This is a genomic window from Fontibacillus panacisegetis, from assembly GCF_900102215.1.
GTDB lineage: Bacteria > Bacillota > Bacilli > Paenibacillales > Paenibacillaceae > Fontibacillus > Fontibacillus panacisegetis.
Genome location: NZ_FNBG01000007.1, coordinates 86,137 through 104,568, shown reverse-complemented (window position 1 = coordinate 104,568; position 18,432 = coordinate 86,137). Strand labels below are relative to the sequence as shown.

General features: G+C 42.4%; 17 protein-coding genes and 1 riboswitch. Of the genes, 12 read left to right on the top strand and 5 right to left on the bottom strand.

Going from position 1 to position 18,432, the window contains the following annotated elements; genetic code table 11:
• Positions 1-139 precede the first annotated feature (139 nt).
• The 9 genes from BLS49_RS08435 (at position 140) to BLS49_RS08395 (ending at position 9,587) form a co-directional block, all read left to right on the top strand.
• Positions 140-1,297: an iron-containing alcohol dehydrogenase gene (locus BLS49_RS08435; protein WP_091228352.1), complete on the top strand. Its 1,158-nt coding sequence runs from the start codon at positions 140-142 to the stop codon at positions 1,295-1,297.
• A 62-nt stretch (positions 1,298-1,359) separates the two neighbouring features.
• Positions 1,360-1,463, top strand: a riboswitch (TPP riboswitch).
• 145 nt (positions 1,464-1,608) lie between these two features.
• The gene (tenA, locus tag BLS49_RS08430) at positions 1,609-2,292 is read left to right on the top strand and encodes a thiaminase II (RefSeq protein ID WP_091228350.1); all 684 of its coding nucleotides are present in this window, start codon (positions 1,609-1,611) and stop codon (positions 2,290-2,292) included.
• Positions 2,293-2,311: 19 nt separating this feature from the next.
• On the top strand, positions 2,312-3,157 hold the full coding sequence (gene thiM / locus BLS49_RS08425) for a hydroxyethylthiazole kinase (RefSeq protein WP_091228348.1): 846 nt from the start codon (positions 2,312-2,314) through the stop codon (positions 3,155-3,157).
• 29 nt (positions 3,158-3,186) lie between these two features.
• Positions 3,187-4,032, top strand: coding sequence for a bifunctional hydroxymethylpyrimidine kinase/phosphomethylpyrimidine kinase (gene thiD, locus BLS49_RS08420; RefSeq protein ID WP_091228485.1), 846 nt, complete (start codon positions 3,187-3,189; stop codon positions 4,030-4,032).
• Entirely contained in the window at positions 4,029-4,712 is a 684-nt protein-coding gene (gene thiE / locus BLS49_RS08415) for a thiamine phosphate synthase (protein WP_091228346.1), read from the top strand. Before thiD ends, thiE begins: the two co-directional genes overlap by 4 nt.
• Before the next feature lie 120 nt (positions 4,713-4,832).
• Entirely contained in the window at positions 4,833-6,713 is a 1,881-nt protein-coding gene (gene htpG, locus BLS49_RS08410) for a molecular chaperone HtpG (RefSeq protein WP_091228343.1), read from the top strand.
• Between the two features lie 125 nt (positions 6,714-6,838).
• Positions 6,839-8,014 carry a PstS family phosphate ABC transporter substrate-binding protein gene (locus BLS49_RS08405; protein WP_091228341.1) on the top strand — a complete coding sequence of 392 codons (1,176 nt, stop codon included), beginning with the start codon at positions 6,839-6,841 and terminating at the stop codon, positions 8,012-8,014.
• Positions 8,015-8,094: 80 nt separating this feature from the next.
• Complete coding sequence (locus BLS49_RS08400; protein WP_091228339.1) at positions 8,095-8,772, top strand: TetR/AcrR family transcriptional regulator; 678 nt, start codon at positions 8,095-8,097, stop codon at positions 8,770-8,772.
• Positions 8,769-9,587 (top strand): DUF4097 family beta strand repeat-containing protein, encoded by an 819-nt coding sequence (locus BLS49_RS08395; protein ID WP_091228337.1) that lies wholly within the window; start codon positions 8,769-8,771, stop codon positions 9,585-9,587. Before BLS49_RS08400 ends, BLS49_RS08395 begins: the two co-directional genes overlap by 4 nt.
• On the opposite strand, the gene BLS49_RS08390 is transcribed toward BLS49_RS08395, so the two are convergent.
• The gene (locus tag BLS49_RS08390; RefSeq protein WP_091228335.1) at positions 9,555-11,354 is read right to left on the bottom strand and encodes a methyl-accepting chemotaxis protein; all 1,800 of its coding nucleotides are present in this window, start codon (positions 11,352-11,354) and stop codon (positions 9,555-9,557) included. The two genes, BLS49_RS08395 and BLS49_RS08390, sit on opposite strands and share 33 nt — an antisense overlap.
• A 123-nt stretch (positions 11,355-11,477) precedes the next feature.
• On the opposite strand from BLS49_RS08390, the gene BLS49_RS08385 reads away from it, so the two are divergent.
• From BLS49_RS08385 to BLS49_RS08375, 3 genes are all read left to right on the top strand, one after another.
• Positions 11,478-11,996 (top strand): CYTH domain-containing protein, encoded by a 519-nt coding sequence (locus BLS49_RS08385; protein ID WP_091228333.1) that lies wholly within the window; start codon positions 11,478-11,480, stop codon positions 11,994-11,996.
• An 84-nt stretch (positions 11,997-12,080) separates the two neighbouring features.
• Positions 12,081-12,263, top strand: a complete 183-nt coding sequence (locus BLS49_RS08380) for a hypothetical protein (protein ID WP_091228331.1) — start codon at positions 12,081-12,083, stop codon at positions 12,261-12,263.
• Between the two features lie 125 nt (positions 12,264-12,388).
• Positions 12,389-13,375 (top strand): Gfo/Idh/MocA family protein, encoded by a 987-nt coding sequence (locus BLS49_RS08375; RefSeq protein WP_091228482.1) that lies wholly within the window; start codon positions 12,389-12,391, stop codon positions 13,373-13,375.
• Positions 13,376-13,655: 280 nt separating this feature from the next.
• Here BLS49_RS08375 and BLS49_RS08370 read toward each other — a convergent pair whose 3' ends face one another.
• From BLS49_RS08370 to BLS49_RS08355, 4 genes are all read right to left on the bottom strand, one after another.
• Positions 13,656-14,333 carry a DUF559 domain-containing protein gene (locus tag BLS49_RS08370; protein ID WP_425432131.1) on the bottom strand — a complete coding sequence of 226 codons (678 nt, stop codon included), beginning with the start codon at positions 14,331-14,333 and terminating at the stop codon, positions 13,656-13,658.
• A gap of 363 nt (positions 14,334-14,696) precedes the next feature.
• The gene (locus BLS49_RS08365; protein WP_091228327.1) at positions 14,697-15,833 is read right to left on the bottom strand and encodes a phosphodiester glycosidase family protein; all 1,137 of its coding nucleotides are present in this window, start codon (positions 15,831-15,833) and stop codon (positions 14,697-14,699) included.
• Between the two features lie 97 nt (positions 15,834-15,930).
• Positions 15,931-17,547, bottom strand: a complete 1,617-nt coding sequence (gene glgP / locus BLS49_RS08360) for an alpha-glucan family phosphorylase (protein ID WP_091228325.1) — start codon at positions 17,545-17,547, stop codon at positions 15,931-15,933.
• A gap of 279 nt (positions 17,548-17,826) precedes the next feature.
• On the bottom strand, positions 17,827-18,393 hold the full coding sequence (locus BLS49_RS08355) for an SLOG family protein (RefSeq protein ID WP_091228324.1): 567 nt from the start codon (positions 18,391-18,393) through the stop codon (positions 17,827-17,829).
• Positions 18,394-18,432 lie beyond the last annotated feature (39 nt).

Here is an 18,432-nt window from a genome sequence, read left to right as displayed (position 1 = left end):
TTAGACAGTCGGACGTACGGTTTGATGAGGTTTACTCTAGAAACTTGTGCGTAAAATAACTTACTACGGGCACAATAATGCTGATTTGAATAGGTTAGACAATTTGCAGCATGATCATGTACATTTTCAGGAGGACACCATGACAAATCATACCAGCGAATTTTTCATGCCATCGGTTAACTTGTTTGGACAAGGCAAAGTAAAAGAGGTTGGGCCTCGTCTTGTCGGTATTGGCTGTAAGAAACCGCTTATTGTCACAGACGAGGGACTTCACAAGCTCGGGCTATCCGAGGAAATCGCATCCATTATTCGTGAAGCCGGACTGCAAGTAGAGATTTTTCCGAAAGCTCAGCCAAACCCTACAGATCAGAATGTAGAAGAAGGATTAAAGGTATACAACGATTCAAAATGTGATTCCATCGTATCCTTAGGTGGGGGAAGTGCCCATGATGCTGCTAAAGGTATAGCACTAGTTGCGGCCAACGGAGGGAAAATACACGACTATGAGGGTGTGGATCAGTCGCAAAATCCGATTGTTCCGTTAGTCGCAATCAACACTACAGCAGGAACTGCGAGTGAAATGACAAGGTTTACGATTATTACGGATACTTCGCGCAAGGTTAAAATGGCGATTGTCGATAAGCACGTAACTCCTCTGCTTTCCATTAATGATCCGGTACTTATGGTCAAAATGCCGCCATTTCTTACAGCAGCAACTGGTCTCGATGCTTTGACTCATTCCATTGAATCCTATGTGTCCACAGCGGCAACACCGATTACGGATGCTTGCGCGATTCAGGCAATGAAGATTATCCCTGAGTTTTTGCCGCGTGCTGTTGCCAACGGTGAGGATATGGAAGCACGCGAACAAATGGTATATGCGCAGTTTCTTGCCGGAATGGCGTTTAATAACGCGAACCTCGGCTATGTGCATGCTATTGCGCATCAGTTTGGCGGTTTTTACAATTTGCCGCATGGATTGTGTAATGCGCTATTACTGCCGCATGTATGCCGCTTTAACTTGATTGCACGTACGAAGCGCTACGCAGAGATTGCTGAATTTCTTGGTGAAAATACGTATGGTCTTAGCACTCGTGATGCGGCGGAGCTGGCAATTGATGCGATCGTAAGATTGTCTTCGGATCTGGGGGTTTCGGGCGGATTCAAGGCAATGGGCGCGAAGGAAGAGGATATTGAGACACTCGCGAAAAACGCGATGAAAGACGCGACTGCAGTAACGAATCCTCGTCGACCTAAATTAGAAGAGGTTATTCAAATTATTACGAATGCAATGTAATGAGACATGAATCATGTTTGACATCTACTGTAAATCTCGATACATTATTTATAAATGAATAGGAAGTCCACTAGGGGAGCCGTTAGCGGCTGAGACAAGAGTATATCTTGGACCCTTTGAACCTGATCTAGTTCGCACTAGCGTAGGAAAGTGGAGCACGGAATAATGACGCTGCGCATCCGATGTAATGGTGCAGATCACTATGAAGCCGCTCCCGATCTGGGGTGGCTTTTTTTGCTTTACCTTGGTATCGGAACACTCCTTAACCAGGGACTTCCTCCCATTACTTAAAACTGTGGAGGTGGATGAAATTGAGTTTTTCTCAGGAGCTTCGTCAGCAAGGAAACTATATTTTTGAAGCGATTTATGATCATCCTTTTGTACGCGGGATAGCCGAGGGGAATTTGAAAAAGGAGCAGCTCATACATTATGTGAAGCAGGATTTTGAATATTTGAATGCTTACATGCGAATTTATGGGATAGCGATTTCTAAAAGTAGTACTAGAGAGGAAATAGAAGTATTTAACGAGCAGATCCAGTTTATTTTGCACAGTGAGATTCATCCGCATAACAATTTTTGCAGGATGGCAGGTGTAAGCTATGAGCAGCTTCAGGGTTATCCGTTATCTCCATCAGCGCACCACTATATTCGTCATATGCTGACCGTTGCACATGAAGGAAGTCTCGGAGAGATTATGGCGGTGCTGCTGCCTTGTCCTTGGACTTATTTGGATATTGGCCAAAGATTGCTAGACGAGGTTAAACCTACTGAACGTCATCCATTCTATGAGTGGATTCATTTTTATGGCAGCCATGCTGATGGAGTGACGTCCAAATTTTGCAACCGACTGGATGAATGGGCTTTGAAATCGACGGATGAGGAGCTTGCCAGGATGAGAGAGCATTTTATGCTGAGCTGCCAGCTTGAATATATGTTTTGGGATATGGCTTATAAGCTGGAGGAGTGGCCTGTTCCTGTGACTATGAATATATAAAAAAGAGAGGAAGAATAGAATGAGTATTGCTGATCATGAATTGTCTGGTTTGTTAGTTAAGGTGCAGAAGCTGAAGCCATTGGTTCATAATATAACGAATGTTGTGGTTACGAATTTTACAGCGAATGGATTGTATGCTTTAGGTGCTTCACCTGTGATGGCTTATGCTCCTGAAGAAGTGGCAGACATGGCCAAAATTGCTGGAGCCGTTGTGCTGAATATTGGCACTTTGTCTAGCGAGCAAGTGGAAGCGATGATCATAGCTGGCTTATCGGCCAATAGGCATGGTGTACCAGTGCTGCTCGACCCGGTGGGGGCGGGAGCAACACAGTTTCGAACGGATTCAGCGCTGAAAATTTTACGAGAGGTAAAGGTATCACTTGTGCGCGGAAATGCGTCGGAAATTGCACATTTGGTAGGCGAGGCGCGTGAAATCAAAGGCGTAGACGTTGGAGAATCAGGCAGTGATGCTGCAGCGAATATTGAATTGGCTATTCGAGTCTCTCGAGAATTAGGAACAGTAATCGTAATTACCGGCAAAGAAGATATCATTACCGATGGAGATAGTTATCGAATCATTAGCGGTGGGGATGCACTTCTCACTCAGGTGACCGGAACAGGGTGCTTGCTTACGTCGGTGTTGGGCGCTTTTGCAGCAATAGAGGACGATATTTTACAAGCAGGAACAGCGGGGTTAGCGTTTTATGGAGCGGCAGCTTCACGAGCGGCAGAACGAACGGCCGAGGTTGGACCGGGAAGCTTTCAGATTGCTTTTCTAGATGAATTGGCTAAGCTGCATCCTCATTCGCTTAAAGGACATGCGGCTGTTAAAGAATTCGTTACTAGAAAAGTAGAGGAAGTGTAATAATGAAAGGAGAAGCTTCAGAGACTTTAATGAATCAAGTGACGGATGCAAATCAGAATCAGAATGTTCCTAGAGCGTTAACGATTGCTGGATCAGATAGCGGCGGTGGCGCGGGGATTCAAGCTGATATTAAAACTTTTCAAGAACTGGACGTCTTCGGAATGTCTGCCATTACGGCTGTCACTGCGCAAAATACATTAGGCGTTCATGGGGTATATCCTCTCACGGTCGATGCGGTTGTTCAACAGATCGATGCCATAGGCGGCGACCTTGGACTTGATGCATTGAAGACAGGAATGTTATTTAGTGCGGAGATTATCAGAGCTGTCGCGGATCGCATTTCACATTTTGGATGGAGACAGGTTGTAGTTGATCCCGTAATGGTGGCTAAAGGCGGGGCTAAGCTGCTGCAATCTGAGGCGGTAGAGGCAATCACATCAAGCTTGCTGCCATTAGCTCGTATAGTAACACCGAACATTCCGGAAGCAGAGGTATTGACTGGACTTCAGATCAACTCGATGACCGATATACGTGAGGCTGCCAGGCATCTTATGGATTTCGGGCCCTCTATGGTTGTTATTAAGGGTGGTCATGCTGCTGAGGATCAAGAGGAGGTTGTTGATCTGGTATATGACGGGCGTTCGTTTACTGAATTTGCGCATACAAGAATACACACTGTTCATACGCACGGCACTGGCTGCACCTTTTCCTCAGCGATTACTGCTGGTCTGGCGAAAGGAATGTCAGCGGAAGAATCTATTAAGATGGCCAGAACCTACATTCAATTTGCTATAGAAGATAGCTTGGGCATAGGTGGAGGACATGGGCCAACGAATCATTGGGCGTACCGCCGCAGATTAGAGATTGTGCGATGAATCAAGATCAAATCAGACATTATCTGCAGATGTATCTAGTCGTAGGCAGCGTAAATTGTAAAGCATCTGACCCGATTACGATAGTTAAAGCTGCTCTTTCTGGAGGAGTAACTCTTGTGCAATTCCGTGAAAAGGGTGCTGATGCACTCCAAGGGACAGAACTTTTAAGACTAGCTCTTCAAATTCAAGCGTTATGTCGAGCGGAAGGAGTACCGTTTATCATCAATGATGATGTGGATTTGGCTCTGGAAATCGATGCGGATGGAGTCCATATCGGACAGGATGATGAAAATGCTGAAGCAGTTCGAGCTAAAATCGGTGACCGCATCCTCGGTGTGTCCGCACATACGGTAAGTGAGGCCAGATTTGCTATGCAACAGGGAGCTGATTATCTTGGAATTGGCCCTATCTATCCAACACATTCCAAGGACGATGCACATGAGGTACAAGGGACTGCGATTTTGTGCGAGCTGCGTGAGAATGGAATACATGTGCCACTGGTCGGTATTGGCGGGATAACGGAGGAGCGTGCCGCTGAAGTGATTAAAGCCGGAGCAGATGGCGTGGCTGTGATCTCAGCGATTACCGAAGCGAAAGATGTTCATGAAACAGTGGTACGGATGAAGAGTAAGGTCGGTAATACATTAAGAGAGCGTATCACAAGCCAGAGATTGATCTAAGGTTTCGAGATAGATGTTGACATCGAAAAACAGAATTTGTAAGATAAAACTATGAGTTAGCACTCTTTGTATGAGAGTGCTAACAAAATCGTTCTATAGAGGAAGGAGATTAAATTAGTAATGGCTAAACAACAATTTAAAGCAGAATCGAAAAGACTTCTGGAAATGATGATCAACTCTATCTACACACAGCGGGAAATTTTCCTTAGAGAACTAATCTCGAATTCAAGTGATGCTATCGATAAAATATACTACAAGGCTCTGACCGATGATGGGTTGGTATTCAACAAAGATGACTATTTCATTAAATTGACCATCGATAAAGAGAACCGTGCTTTGACTATTACCGATACAGGGATCGGGATGACGAAAGAAGATCTGGAGAACAATCTGGGTATTATCGCGAATAGCGGTTCATTTGCCTTCAAGAACGAAAACGAAGCGAAAGATGGACATAACATTATCGGCCAATTTGGTGTAGGCTTCTATTCTGCATTTATGGTTGCTGACAAGGTTACCGTACTTAGCCGTGCGTTGGGCAGTGACGAAGCATATAAATGGGAATCAACTGGAGCAGACGGCTACAGTATTGAACCAGCTGATAAAGAAACTGTAGGTACGGAAATTATTTTGACCATTAAAGAAAATACAGAAGATGATAGCTACGACGAGTATTTGGAAGAATACCGCTTGAAGTCGATCATCAAGAAATATTCTGATTTTATTAGATACCCTATCAAAATGGATGTTACCGGACATCGTCCTAAAGAGGACGCTGAAGGTGAGTTTGAGGAATACAAAGAAGAGCAAACCGTTAACAGCATGGTTCCAATCTGGCGCAAGAACAAAAGTGAGCTGACAGATGAGGACTACCACAACTTCTACATGGAGAAGCGCTACGGTTTTGATAAACCGATTTCCCACATTCACATTAAAGCCGACGGTGCAGTTGTATATAACGCGATTCTGTTCATTCCTGAGAAGACGCCGTTTGATTATTACACGAAGGAATATGAAAAAGGGCTTGAGCTGTACTCCAACGGCGTGTTAATTATGGACAAGTGTGGAGATTTGCTGCCAGATTATTTTAGCTTCGTTAAAGGTATGGTGGATTCCGAGGATTTGTCGCTGAACATTTCCCGGGAATTGCTGCAGCACGACCGTCAATTGAAGCTGATTGCCAAAAATATTCAAAGCAAAATCAAGAGTCAGCTTCAATCCTTACTGAAGGATGATCGTGAGAAATACGAGAATTTCTATGAATCCTTTGGCCGTCAATTGAAGTTTGGCGTATACAATGATTACGGAATGAATAAGGACGTGCTTCAGGATCTTCTCCTGTTCACTTCTTCCAAAGAGAAAAAGCTTGTATCGCTGGATGAATACGTATCTAGAATGCCAGAGGATCAAAAGTATATTTACTATGCGGCTGGTGAATCAGTAGAACGTCTGGAAAAACTTCCTCAATGTGAGCTTGTCGCAGATAAAGGCTTTGAAATTCTGTACTTCACTGATGATATCGATGAATTCGCAATCAAAATGATACTGAATTATAAGGAAAAAGAATTCAAAAACGTATCCAGCGGCGACCTTGGTATTGAGCCGGACGAAAAAGATGAAGAAGCTAAAAATGAAGAGAACGACAATAAAGAACTGTTTGAGCATTTGAGCTCACTTTTGTCTGGCAAAGTAGTCAAGGTAAAAGCTTCTAAACGCTTGAAATCTCATCCGGTATGCCTCTCTACAGAGGGTGAAGTAACGATTGAGATGGAAAAGGTGTTAAATGCTATGCCTAGCGGCCAGGAAGTCAAAGCAGAAAAAGTTCTTGAAATCAACGTACAGCATGAGGTGTTCCAATCGCTGAAAGACGCCTATGCGAACGATAAAGAGAAGCTAGATCTGTTCACCAACCTGCTCTACAATCAAGCACTCTTGATTGAAGGCTTGCCAATTCAGGACCCTGTAGAGTTTACAAACAATATTTGCAAAGTGATGGTTTAATAAGGAAATTGTTTTCCCAATTAAAAGCCGTTCCGATGATCAAATTCATTGGGACGGTTTTTTTGCCTTCCAAATATTTTTAATGAATTTTATACTAGAGATATATGAATTTTGGAGGTTTGGGTATGAACGGAAACTGGTGGCCTAAATTACTTATCTGTATAGCTTTGATTCCTTGCATTGTTTTTTTCGGATTTTTTGTGATGATATACGTCTCATTAATGGGTGGTGACAAGTTTTATGTCCCACTTATCGCTACAATTTCGATCACATTGATCCTCTATCTTATAGTACGATTATTCATCCCCCTCAGACCTCGGATCATCAATATGTCTTTACTCGTATTGCTGCTTATTGCGGGGCTTATTGTTACTGGTTACGAGATTAATAGAGCGTATCATAATAGCATTTCGACCGTAAGTGAGCAAGGTGTTGATGTTAGTGAATACGAACCTTTTCAAAAAAATGTAAAAATCGCTGCACTTGATGAGCCTTCAAATTTATCTCTTGAGGCCGATCTTCCAAGGCTTGATGGAGCGACAGCATTATATCCGTTATACTCAGCTTTTGCACAGGCTGTGTATCCAGGGAAAAGATATGATCCATACGACAGTGAAGTCATGGTAAATACAACGCCCGAAGCATATACCAATCTGATGACAGGTAAAGTGGATGTGATTTTTGTTGCGGGGCCTTCCGCCAGACAGCTTGAAGAGGCAGAACAAAAGGGCGTTGAATTGAAGCTGACTCCGATCGGACGCGAGGCCTTCGTGTTTTTTGTGAATGCTGAGAATCCGGTTAAAGGGATAACCACTGAGCAAATTCAGAACATCTATTCAGGAAAAATTACAAATTGGGACGAAGTTGGTGGCAACAAGGAAAAAATCCGTCCATTTCAGCGTCCAGAAGGTAGTGGCAGTCAGACGATGCTGCAAAAAGTAATGAATGGAAAAACGTTAATGTCACCTCCACTTAAGGATGTCGTCTCAGGCATGGGAGGAATTATCGAACAAACGGCAGATTATCGGAATTATAAAAATGCGCTTGGATTCTCATTCTTGTATTTTGCCACCGAAATGGTTCAGAACGGGAATATTCGATTGCTTGAGGTCGATGGAGTAGCGCCAAATCGCAACACAATCAGTAGCGGTGAATATCCACTGGCTGCAGAGTTTTATGCGGTTACAAGAAATGATGATCATCCGAATCCGAATGTAGATCAATTGATTGAATGGATATTATCCCCTCAGGGTCAGGAATTAGTGGAGAAGACGGGATATACATCTATATCAAAAAAATGAAGCTCTGAAATTGACATGAGGTAGTTATTTAACTAATATAGATACCAACGGTCGGTATTTATAAAGGAGGGCTTTATTCTATGGCAAGAAATAAATATCCTGAGCTGACATTAGAACAAATTATGTCTGTATCCACTAAACTGTTCACGGAAAAAGGCTTCGAGAAAACAAGTATTCAGGATATTATTGCTGAGCTTGGGATGTCGAAGGGAGCGATTTATCACCATTTTAAATCAAAAGAAGATATTTTGGATGCTGTGATGAAGAAGCAATTTCAATATACAGCGAGAATGCTGAATGAGTTGATTCAGAACACGAAAGCTGCGAGCGCTCGGGAGAAGCTGATCCTTATTTTGGAGCATGTTGTATCTGATCCTGAGGCACATTCAATCGACGATATTTTAAGCACGCAAATCAAAAATCCGCAATTTGTGATGACTGGAATTAAGGAAGGTGTAAATAAAGATGCACCTGTTATAGCCAAGTTGATGATTGATGGACAAGTGGATGGTTCACTTACGGTAGAATATCCTGCCGAATGTGCGGAGGTATTTATGCTGCTCGTTAACATATGGATTAATCCTGTCTTGTTCGAGCGAAGCAGAAGTGAGACAATGCGGCGCCTTAAATTCCTGCAGCACATGATGAGACTGTTAGGAGCGGACATTGTAAGTGATGAACTGATTGATAAAATTACTTCGCGTCACGCTGAACTTGGAGGATACAGGACAGATGATCGAGCAGGAGTGGATGAATGATGGTGTTTAATAGTAATTTAATGATTCTACGAAAAGAACAACATATAGTAGATGCTGTGACGGCGATTTCTCTGGAATGGTTGACTGGAGAAGTACGAATTTTGGCCAGTGAGACGGATGATGTCCGAATCATCCAGTATACGAGCAATAGCTTCTCAGATAAGAAGCTTGTTCAAGTTGACCTGCAGGCTGGAATACTCCGAATAGCTGATGGCAGAAGGAAATATAGTCGCATTGGCTTCAATATTAATACAACGGTTCTGGAAGTATATCTTCCTAAGAAAAAGCTGCATTCCTTTTCAATGAATGGTGTAGGCAGTCATGTATTTATTCAAAACTTGGAGGCTGGGCTGGCCAAATTCAGACTTACTTCCAGTCATGCAACTATATCAGGTAAATATGATAAGTGCGAAATAAATGCGATAGGCACTCATTTTGCGGCAGAAGATATAGTCATCTATAAGCTGAATTTGCGCTCAACCTCATCCAAAGTAGAAATAGCAGGCGAAATTTTCCAAATTCACGTCAATGCAACCGGCAGAGGAATAAATCTCCACTCATTTGTAGTGCCTAATGAAATCCAATCTGTGTCAACCGGAGCAAGTGTTACAGTGTCTATGCCTGATCATGAGGGGTTTGTTCTGGAATTCAAAAAAATATCCGGTCAATTCAAAAGTGATTTTCCAATTACCTCGCAGGGCTCTATCTATACTTATAAAAATGGTGGAAGATCATATTGTGCTGAAGTAAGAGGAGGACAATTTTATCTTCGCAAGATTTATCTAGACTCTAAATCCTCCAGTCATTTCTCTTAATTTCTTCGCCATTTGTGATAAACTATCCGCCGTATGGTCAATTTCGTTCATCGTACTCAGCTGCTCCTGAATGCTGGCATTGATCTGCTCTGTACCGCTAGCGATGTCGTTGGTTGACTCCGCAATATTTTGCAGGGCTTGTTCCATTTCCCGGCTGCTGTTGGCCTGCTGTTCATTATCATAATCAATTTGATCAATTTGAGTGACGATGGTCCCGATGCTATCCAGAATATGAACAATACTGTCGTTGGCCTCTGCGCTTTTTTGAACCCCGAGTAGGATCTTGTCCGTAACTTCTTTTGTTGATGTAACGGCGGTTATCGTTTTTTTCTGATTTTCTGACACCATCCTAGCGATCTCCTGTGCCGCCACATTGCTCTCATCAGCAAGCTTTCTGATTTCGTCTGCGACAACTGAAAAACCTCTGCCAGCTTCACCTGCACGAGCAGCTTCAATGGCGGCATTGAGAGCGAGTAAATTAGTCTGAGCGGATATACCGGAAATTAATGAGCTGATGTCACCTATCGTCTTAGAAGATTCGTTCAATTGGTAGATCGTCTCAGACACAGATTGGGCGGCAAAGTCGATATCGTTCATAGATGACGTAATGTCTTCAATTCTGGCTGCACCTGATTGGGCGGCTTCCTTCACTTTTTTGCTCGTATCCGCAGTTCTCTTGCTTGCAACAGCTGTGGATTCTGAAAATTTGGCCATCTCGGTCAGGCTGGCGGTCGTCTCTTCTGCAACGGCTGCGTTCTCAATGGTTGCTTCTGCAATTTCGCTAATTGTAGTGGACACACTCTGAAGGGATGCTGTTGTATTACCTGTAACCTCACTAAGTATTTCGCTTGAAGTATAAATCGTTCCCGTTGAAGTAATTATTTCCGAAATCATAGCTTGAAGTTTTGCGACGAAGGCATCGAAACTGCTGCTCAGTTCTCCCAGCTCATCCTTGCTGTCGTAGTCGATCCTTCCTGTTAGGTCACCGTTATTTTGCGAAATTTCCTTTAGCTTGGCTGTTACTTTTGCAACAGGGTTTACTACGGTCCGCGTAATAAAGATGGATAAAACTACTGTGACTAAGGCGCTGATCAATAATAAGACGATAAAAGATACCGTAGTAGTTTTATATACGACTTTGCTGTCCTCATAAGTATGCTGAGCGGCTTGAATGTGCTTGTCTATCCAGGCATCCATGGATTTGATGAGATCATTTTTAGATTGATCCAATGTCGCCATTTCGGTAGGACCGCCATTTTGTGGAGCACTGGGATTATTCTCTCCGGTTCCTGAATCATCACCTTTATTTTCCGTCGGATTTGCCTGTGCTGCTGGTTCGGCTGGAGGCTGGCCGCCCAAGTTATCTTTACCAGAACTAAAGCGTTCCACAAACTGTTCAAGAGCAGAGCTATATGTATCGAAAAGAGTGAATACGTTGTTCACCTCAGCTTCGTCGCTGAATGGGGATAGTCCATTTTTGATAGAAGATTGGTATGTTTTAAGCTCCTCTTGAATGGTTGACCGTTCAGTATCATCACTTGCATCCATATATGAGTTTGCCAGTGATCTTGTAGATTCCATGTCGGACTTGATTTGTTCAAGCTCTACGATTGGAATAAGTCTGGAATTGTTTAGCTCTTCCAATTTAGCATTCACACTGTAAATTTGCGTGATGCCCGCAGTGCCGATGACAATTAGAAAAATAAAAAAACTGATGGAGAGTAGCCGGATTTTAGATGCGATTTTCATGTTCTGAATCATTTTCATGTGATTGTCCCCCTGTGTACGAGTTCGTATAATGAATGTTATAGATGTAGTTTAGAGGGTCATACTTAATGACACTTGAAAGGCTACTGAATGTTTGCTTAAAGATTAAGGAGGATAATCGATATGTCACTTGAAATTGAACGTAAATTTCTGCTTAAAGAATTCCCGGAACAGTTAATAAAGGAAGGTCAACTTAAGGTTATATCAGAGCAAGTGATCGATCAGACTTACATAGCAATGGATGAGGATCAGGAATTGCGAGTGAGAAAAATCGTGGATAAACTCTCCGGAGATGTCACGTATACACATACTTTTAAAAACGGAAATGGACTTGTCCGTGAGGAAGTCGAGTACTCGATTTCGGGTGAAATATATGAGCAAATATTCAGTGCCTTTAATTTTACCCCTTTGATTAAAACGCGGACAACAGCGCAATGGGAGGGCATCACGGTAGAAATGGATCAATACCACCAAATTGATTTTATTGTATTGGAGGTTGAATTTACGTCGGAGCAAGAAGCTGCGGAATTTCATATTCCCTATTGGTTTGGTGAAGATATCAGCTCAAATAGGCAATTTAGCAATAAAACGGTGTGGAGAGAGCTTCAGCGGAATAATAATAGCCATGATCTGCATATATAGAGAAGTACAGTGCAAACGCTGTTCATGTGATTTTATAACGTCATGCGCATCTTAGTTCATCATCAGAAAGGAGGCAAGGGGCAAGTGGGGCTTTTGTATGAAATCATTCACCATTCCAGCAAACAACAGTATGAGAAGAAATCATTTCCCAAGCTGCTGGTTGACAAGGTGATCTCAGTCAGCAGTGGAACTGCAGATCGGAAATTGAGGGAATACATGCTACAGGAAAAGGCAGCCACTCATAGCACAAGTACCAACATGATATAGTGAATGAACCGCCTGGACGAAGCCATCCGGGCGGTTATTTACATTGAGAAGTGGACATATGATGTCATTTAAGAGAAAATACTATAAAGAGAAGAAAGAAATTGAGTGAAGGGGTTGAGTCGGTAGTGCTACGATTCGGAATTATCGGAACGAATTGGATCACGGAACGCTTTATTCAGGCTGCGGAGGAGACAGAGCAATTTACTTTGACAGCAATATACTCTCGAACAAAAGAGAAAGGTCAGGATTTTGCTGCCAAATATCATGATGTTGATGTATATACGAATTTGGAGGAAATGGTGTCAAGCGACAAGGTAGACGCTGTGTATATCGCTAGTCCGAATTCCTTTCATATGGAACAAGCTATCATTTGTATGAATCATGGTAAGCATGTTTTATGTGAAAAGCCAATTGGTTCGAATGTATTCGAAACCAAGAAAATGATCGAAGCGGCAAAAGCGAATAATGTGCTGCTTATGGAAGCTATGAAATCCACGCTTATGCCGAATTTTCGTGTGATCAAAAACAATCTGTACAAATTAGGAAGAATTAGACGGTATTTTGCAAGCTACTGTCAATACTCATCACGTTATGATGCTTTTCTTGAAGGTACTGTGTTGAATGCATTTAATCCTACATTTTCAAATGGTGCGCTAATGGATTTGGGTACATATTGTCTGTATCCGATGGTAACATTATTCGGTAGACCGGAGTCAATTCAGGCGACTGGAATTAAGCTCTCATCAGGCGTTGATGGGGAGGGTAGTATCATCATGCGATATGAGGATATGGACGCTATTGTTATGTACTCCAAAATATCCGATTCCTACCTCCCAGCTGAAATTCAAGGTGAGAACGGAACGCTTGTTATTGACAAGATAAATCAGCCATACGATGTCAAAATCTATTATCGAGATGGGACGATTGAGGATTTGAGACAGCCGCAAATGCAGGAATCCATGTTTTATGAAGCGAGAGAGTTTATTGAGTTAGTGCAATCAGGACAAAGAGAGTGCAGTGTGAATTCGCACGCTAGCTCCCTCGTTGTGGCTGAAATCATGGAAGAAGCCAGACGTCAGATCGGAGTTGAATATCCGGCAGATCTGCGGTAGTGCCCCAAACTCTGATCCTCTAGTCACCAGTTTGGTGGCGAATGACAAAAACGTGCAAAAGTACATTTTTTTTAACTAAAGATAGTCGAATAAAGCAAAAAACCTGCGAAAGTGCAGGCTTTTTGCTTTATTTTGTGTGGAATCTAAAATTTATAAGTTGAAAGATGCACTTTTGCAGCAATTTAGATTGACGATGATATGAATGGAGCAAAAGATGTATTTTCTGCAGTTTTTGGGAGTAGCTATCCGGATTTTTTGTAGCACACGGTCAATTTACTCATTACAGCAGTTGTAACGCACATTGCTGAAGCTCATAGCGGACAACATGTTTGCCTTTTATACCAGGTGTCGAAGAGAAGATTCCTTTTGACGCGAGAGATTGTAGTGTTCGAACGGCAGTACGATGATTGATATCCAAGTGAGTCTTTACATCGATGGGACGTAATGGGCGGGATAGTGTATATGCAAGTCGGATAATCTCTCGTTCTATTAAACTTTCTAGACTGATAGGTGAAGAGGACGATTGAAAGCGACCAAGTACCATACGCAGAAGCGTGATACAAATCTCCGGCCGATGCGCAACGTCGTCGTAAGCGAATGAAATCACCTGATAGCCCATGGAGGATAAAAAGGTTTCACGATTAAGCTCGTTGCAGTATTTTTGCCGATCCATATCCCGAACATGCGGGCCAAATCCTTTGATTTCAATAACCAGTTTTAGGGGTTGTTTCAGCCAGACAAAATCACAAAAATAGGACATGCCTCGCCAATCGAGCACCTCAAATTCAGGGTGTAAGCCATCGAAGTTACCACGAAGGGGCCACCATACATTCTGACAAAACAACTTCTCAGCCTCCCGATGTCCCCGTCCTAAACGACCTCTCCGTTCCCCCGTTCTTTTCATCAAATGGTACTGGATAAATGCATCATGTGAATCCTCAAAGTTCATTGTTAACATCCCTCCAAAATAAAAGAACGCCCCGGTTCCATTCATTTAAGAATGTAGCGGGACGTTCCTCGTCTCATACTTCTATTATAATAGAAAATCCATTATTTTGGTATATTAGTTTATTGATGGGATTTTGGTTGAACATACATGAGAAATTGCTGCATAAATGCAGTTTTCTACAACTTCCAGCAGACTCTGCACAATTTTAATGCGAAAATGCATCCTTTAACCCGGTGAAAAGCGATTTTAGCTGTTATACACCAGAATTGCTGCAGTTAAGCAGGCTTTTGCTCTAAATCCGGAATTTTGATGAAAAAAACTGCACTTTAGCAGGCTTTAAACCTGAGTTGAACCAACGCCCATACTAACACACTACTGGTACTTCACGACAATCGCGTTGCTGATTTTACGTCCAGGTGTCGTTAGGTATTTGCCATTATGGTAAAGTCCACTAGATGCACCGCCATCCAGATTCATGGCTTGATATGCTCCGGCCTGCTTCATAATTTCAGCCAACTGCGGAATGGTCGCTCCACTCGTTGTAAGCAGGATCAGCTTATGGTCTCGTGTAATTCCAAGGGCACTTCGGGCTCCGCCGCCAGTTAAAATTTTCGGATCACGGAAGCCTTCGTTTTTGACATCGAGAGATACTTTTCCATTGACTAGCAATCTTGGCCCAGCCTGAAGCCCACCTTCAATTGATCCTTGCTCATACTTTTCCGTAAAATCCTGCCCATATATTAGTGCAGCAAGCGAATTTTTATCATAGGTAAAAATGGTTCTGTTTTCTGTGGGATTTACTTTTTTAATCTCACCCTTGCTCACAATATATCCGTACGGTGTTTTAAAATCATTTTTCGTGTAGGCATCAAAGTATGTACCGTTAATGGCTACAATCGCTTTATTTCGTTTGGCTATGCTGCTTAGGTCCTCAACCTTGCCGATGGTGTTACCTGCTAGAGCTACGTCAAGCTCAATTTTAGGATGCAGCAGAGAGATGGTCACCTTTTGAACTGAAAATGATTTAGAGCCAACTTTGTAAGTTTTTCGTTCACTGACTATAGGGGAAGCTGCTGCTTGTATGCTTCCGCGCGTAATGAAAGGTACGGATACACTGTCATCATTGTATGAAATATGTAAGGATGAGGCGTCTTTATCCCACTTGACAGATAATCCGAGTGATTCGCTAATCCACTGCAAGGGGACATATGTAGTTCCGTTTTCAGCAAAAGGCACTTGCTTGAGCGTTACCTTTTCTTCGTTGTTGTAGGCAGTAGCTTGATTCGTGAAAAGGGTAAGCAGGGTTTCTCCTCTTGTAATTTGAATTTTCTTCTCTGCGGCATTTAATGAAACCACAGTATCCGTAAATTCGCTCAGCAATCGGACGGGAATAAATGCCTGGCTGCTCTTCGTGTCTACCAATACATAGTTTTTGACCGTAGAAGCGGCAAAGCTGGATGGGATGAGACACAGAAAGGCCAGAATGGTTAAAAGGATCGTTCTTTTCATGCTGTAATCCTTATGATTAATTTAGAGACTTGCTGTTCAGCATAAAAAGGCTGATTCCGATGAGGAATCAGCCTTTTGTTATGAGATGGACAAGTTCCTAAGCTTTAATATACATCTTGTTGTAGTACTCGTCGAGCATACGTTTAGTAGCAAAGAACTCAGAAGTTGTTTCGATACTCTTTCTCATCATTTGAACCCATTTTGCATTGTTCTCATAATAAGTTGGCACTACTTTGTTAAGCAATACATCGTACAACGCATCGCTATCGTGACGGTCCAATACTTCGAAATCAGTTGTTTCGAAGCCATCACCGATTTGCCAGCCGTTTTCGCCGTCGATGCAAGCCTCTGGCCACCAACCATCAAGTACGGAGCAGTTCAGAACGCCGTTCATAGCTGCCTTCATACCGGAAGTACCACTTGCTTCAAGCGGTCTACGCGGGTTGTTGAGCCAGATGTCAGATCCACGAGTAAGCTGAGCACCGATTGTCATATCGTAGTTTTCAAGGAAAACAACACTCTTCGGATATTTCTTCATCATGTCAACGAGGTTGCTAACGATTTTCTTACCTACGTCATCAAGTGGATGAGCTTTACCGGAGAATACGATTTGGATTTTACCGGATTTCAAATATGGCTCGATTACTTCAGGCTTCGAGAAGATCAAGTCACTGCGTTTGTATGGAGCTGCGCGACGGGAGAACCCGATCAACAGATTGTCCTTGTTAAGCTCAATACCAGTACGTTCCTTGATGAAGTCGATCAACTCGCCTTTAACTTCATTGTGAACAGCCCAAATATCGCCGTTTTCTTTGTAAGCTTTAGTAATTCTTTCGTCCACCCAAGTTGGTGTGTGGATCGCATTAGTAATTCCGATAATTTCGGAACGACCGGCAACTTCTTTCCACATTTTATTGGATGTATCAGCATGCAGCTCAGCAACACCGTTAGAAATACGGGAGAGGCGAAGACCTGCAATTGTCATATTGAAAGGATTTCCACCGATACGCTCCATTTGGTCGCGAGTCAGACCGTTGAATGCAGACATGTACTCAAGTTTGTCGATTGGATGAGTCTCATTACCTTCTTTAATAGGTGTATGTGTAGTGAACACAACTTCTTCTCTTGTCTCATTCCAAGCTTCTTCAAACGTCTTGCGGGAAGACATTTTCTCACGAATCAACTCAGTTGCAGCAAGAGCTGCGTGTCCTTCATTAAAGTGGTAAACGTCAATTGGGATTTGCAGAGCACGCATAGCTTTTACGCCACCGATACCAAGAACGATTTCTTGTGCGATACGCTCTTCACCAAACCATCCATACAATTGACCAGTAATCCAAGTATCACTGTTCTCAGGAATATCTGTATCAAGCAAATAAAGAGGCGCATTGCCAAATTGTTCGGTTTTCCATACTTTACAAATAACATCTAAGTTTCTAACTTTTACGGTTACTTTAACACCAGTATCTTCGAGGAAATCGTAAACATAATTGTGGTAAGTGTCATAAGGTTTACCATTTCCATCGATTCTTTGATCAGTGTAACCTTGTTTCCATTTAATACCGATTGCTACGAGAGGTGCTTCAATATCTTTAGCACCCTTAATGTAGTCACCAGCCAAAATTCCAAGACCCCCGGCATACATTTTAAAATCGGAATGCAGTCCGTACTCCATGCTGAAATAAGCTACTGTAGGCAGTTTCTTCTCACTCATTTTAGATAAGTCCTCCTCAATATCATTTCCTAGTACGACATTGGCATTACATTTCCGAAAGAAACATAGATTTGTGCAAACGTTTGTCCATCGAAAAATAGCATACCAATGTGTAAGCGATTTCTAGGAATATTTTAGCACACAAATCGTAGAATTGGCTATCAAATCATAAAAAAATATGACAAGATCTAAAAAAAACTGCGGTTTTTTTAAATTTTTGTTCACAAAATAAATAATGATCGGACAAACGTTTGCATTTAGCAGCTCATTTCGTACAAATCATTCATAAAATACTTCAGAATTCGAGTGAGCTTCATCCGCAAGAAATTGAATTTCTTCAGAACCGATCGTATACACATCATACTGTTCGTTTGCTTGCTTTTTAAATGCACGCTGTTTGAAGTACTTGGGGCTGGCTTCACCCGCATCCTCATCATACACCAGAAGAATACCTTCGGTTTTGCGAAAAAGAAGCTCATCACGAGCGATAAATTGCCAGCTTCCAATATACTTTTCCTTGCTGACTGCACCATAATAATCGACTTGTCTGATAAGTTCCCGATAATAATGCTGCTTCTCTTCATTCCATTGCTCTTCCTGATGGCTGAAAGCAGTGATGATCGAACATTTCAAATGGGGGTAGTGCTCTTTAAGGCTGATGGCAGCTTCAATAGCCCATAGATCAACTCCATACTGACCAGGGGTAATGACCCATTCCAGTCCGTCTTCAATTAGAGGAATTAACCGATTGGTGATAGACTGCCGAATATATGGAATGCCACGGTGCTTATTATTATATATTCCGAGCTCATGAGCCCGATAACCGGTAACTAATAGGTTTTTCAAAATAGACCGTCCTTTCTAATGACAGAGCCAGGATGCTTG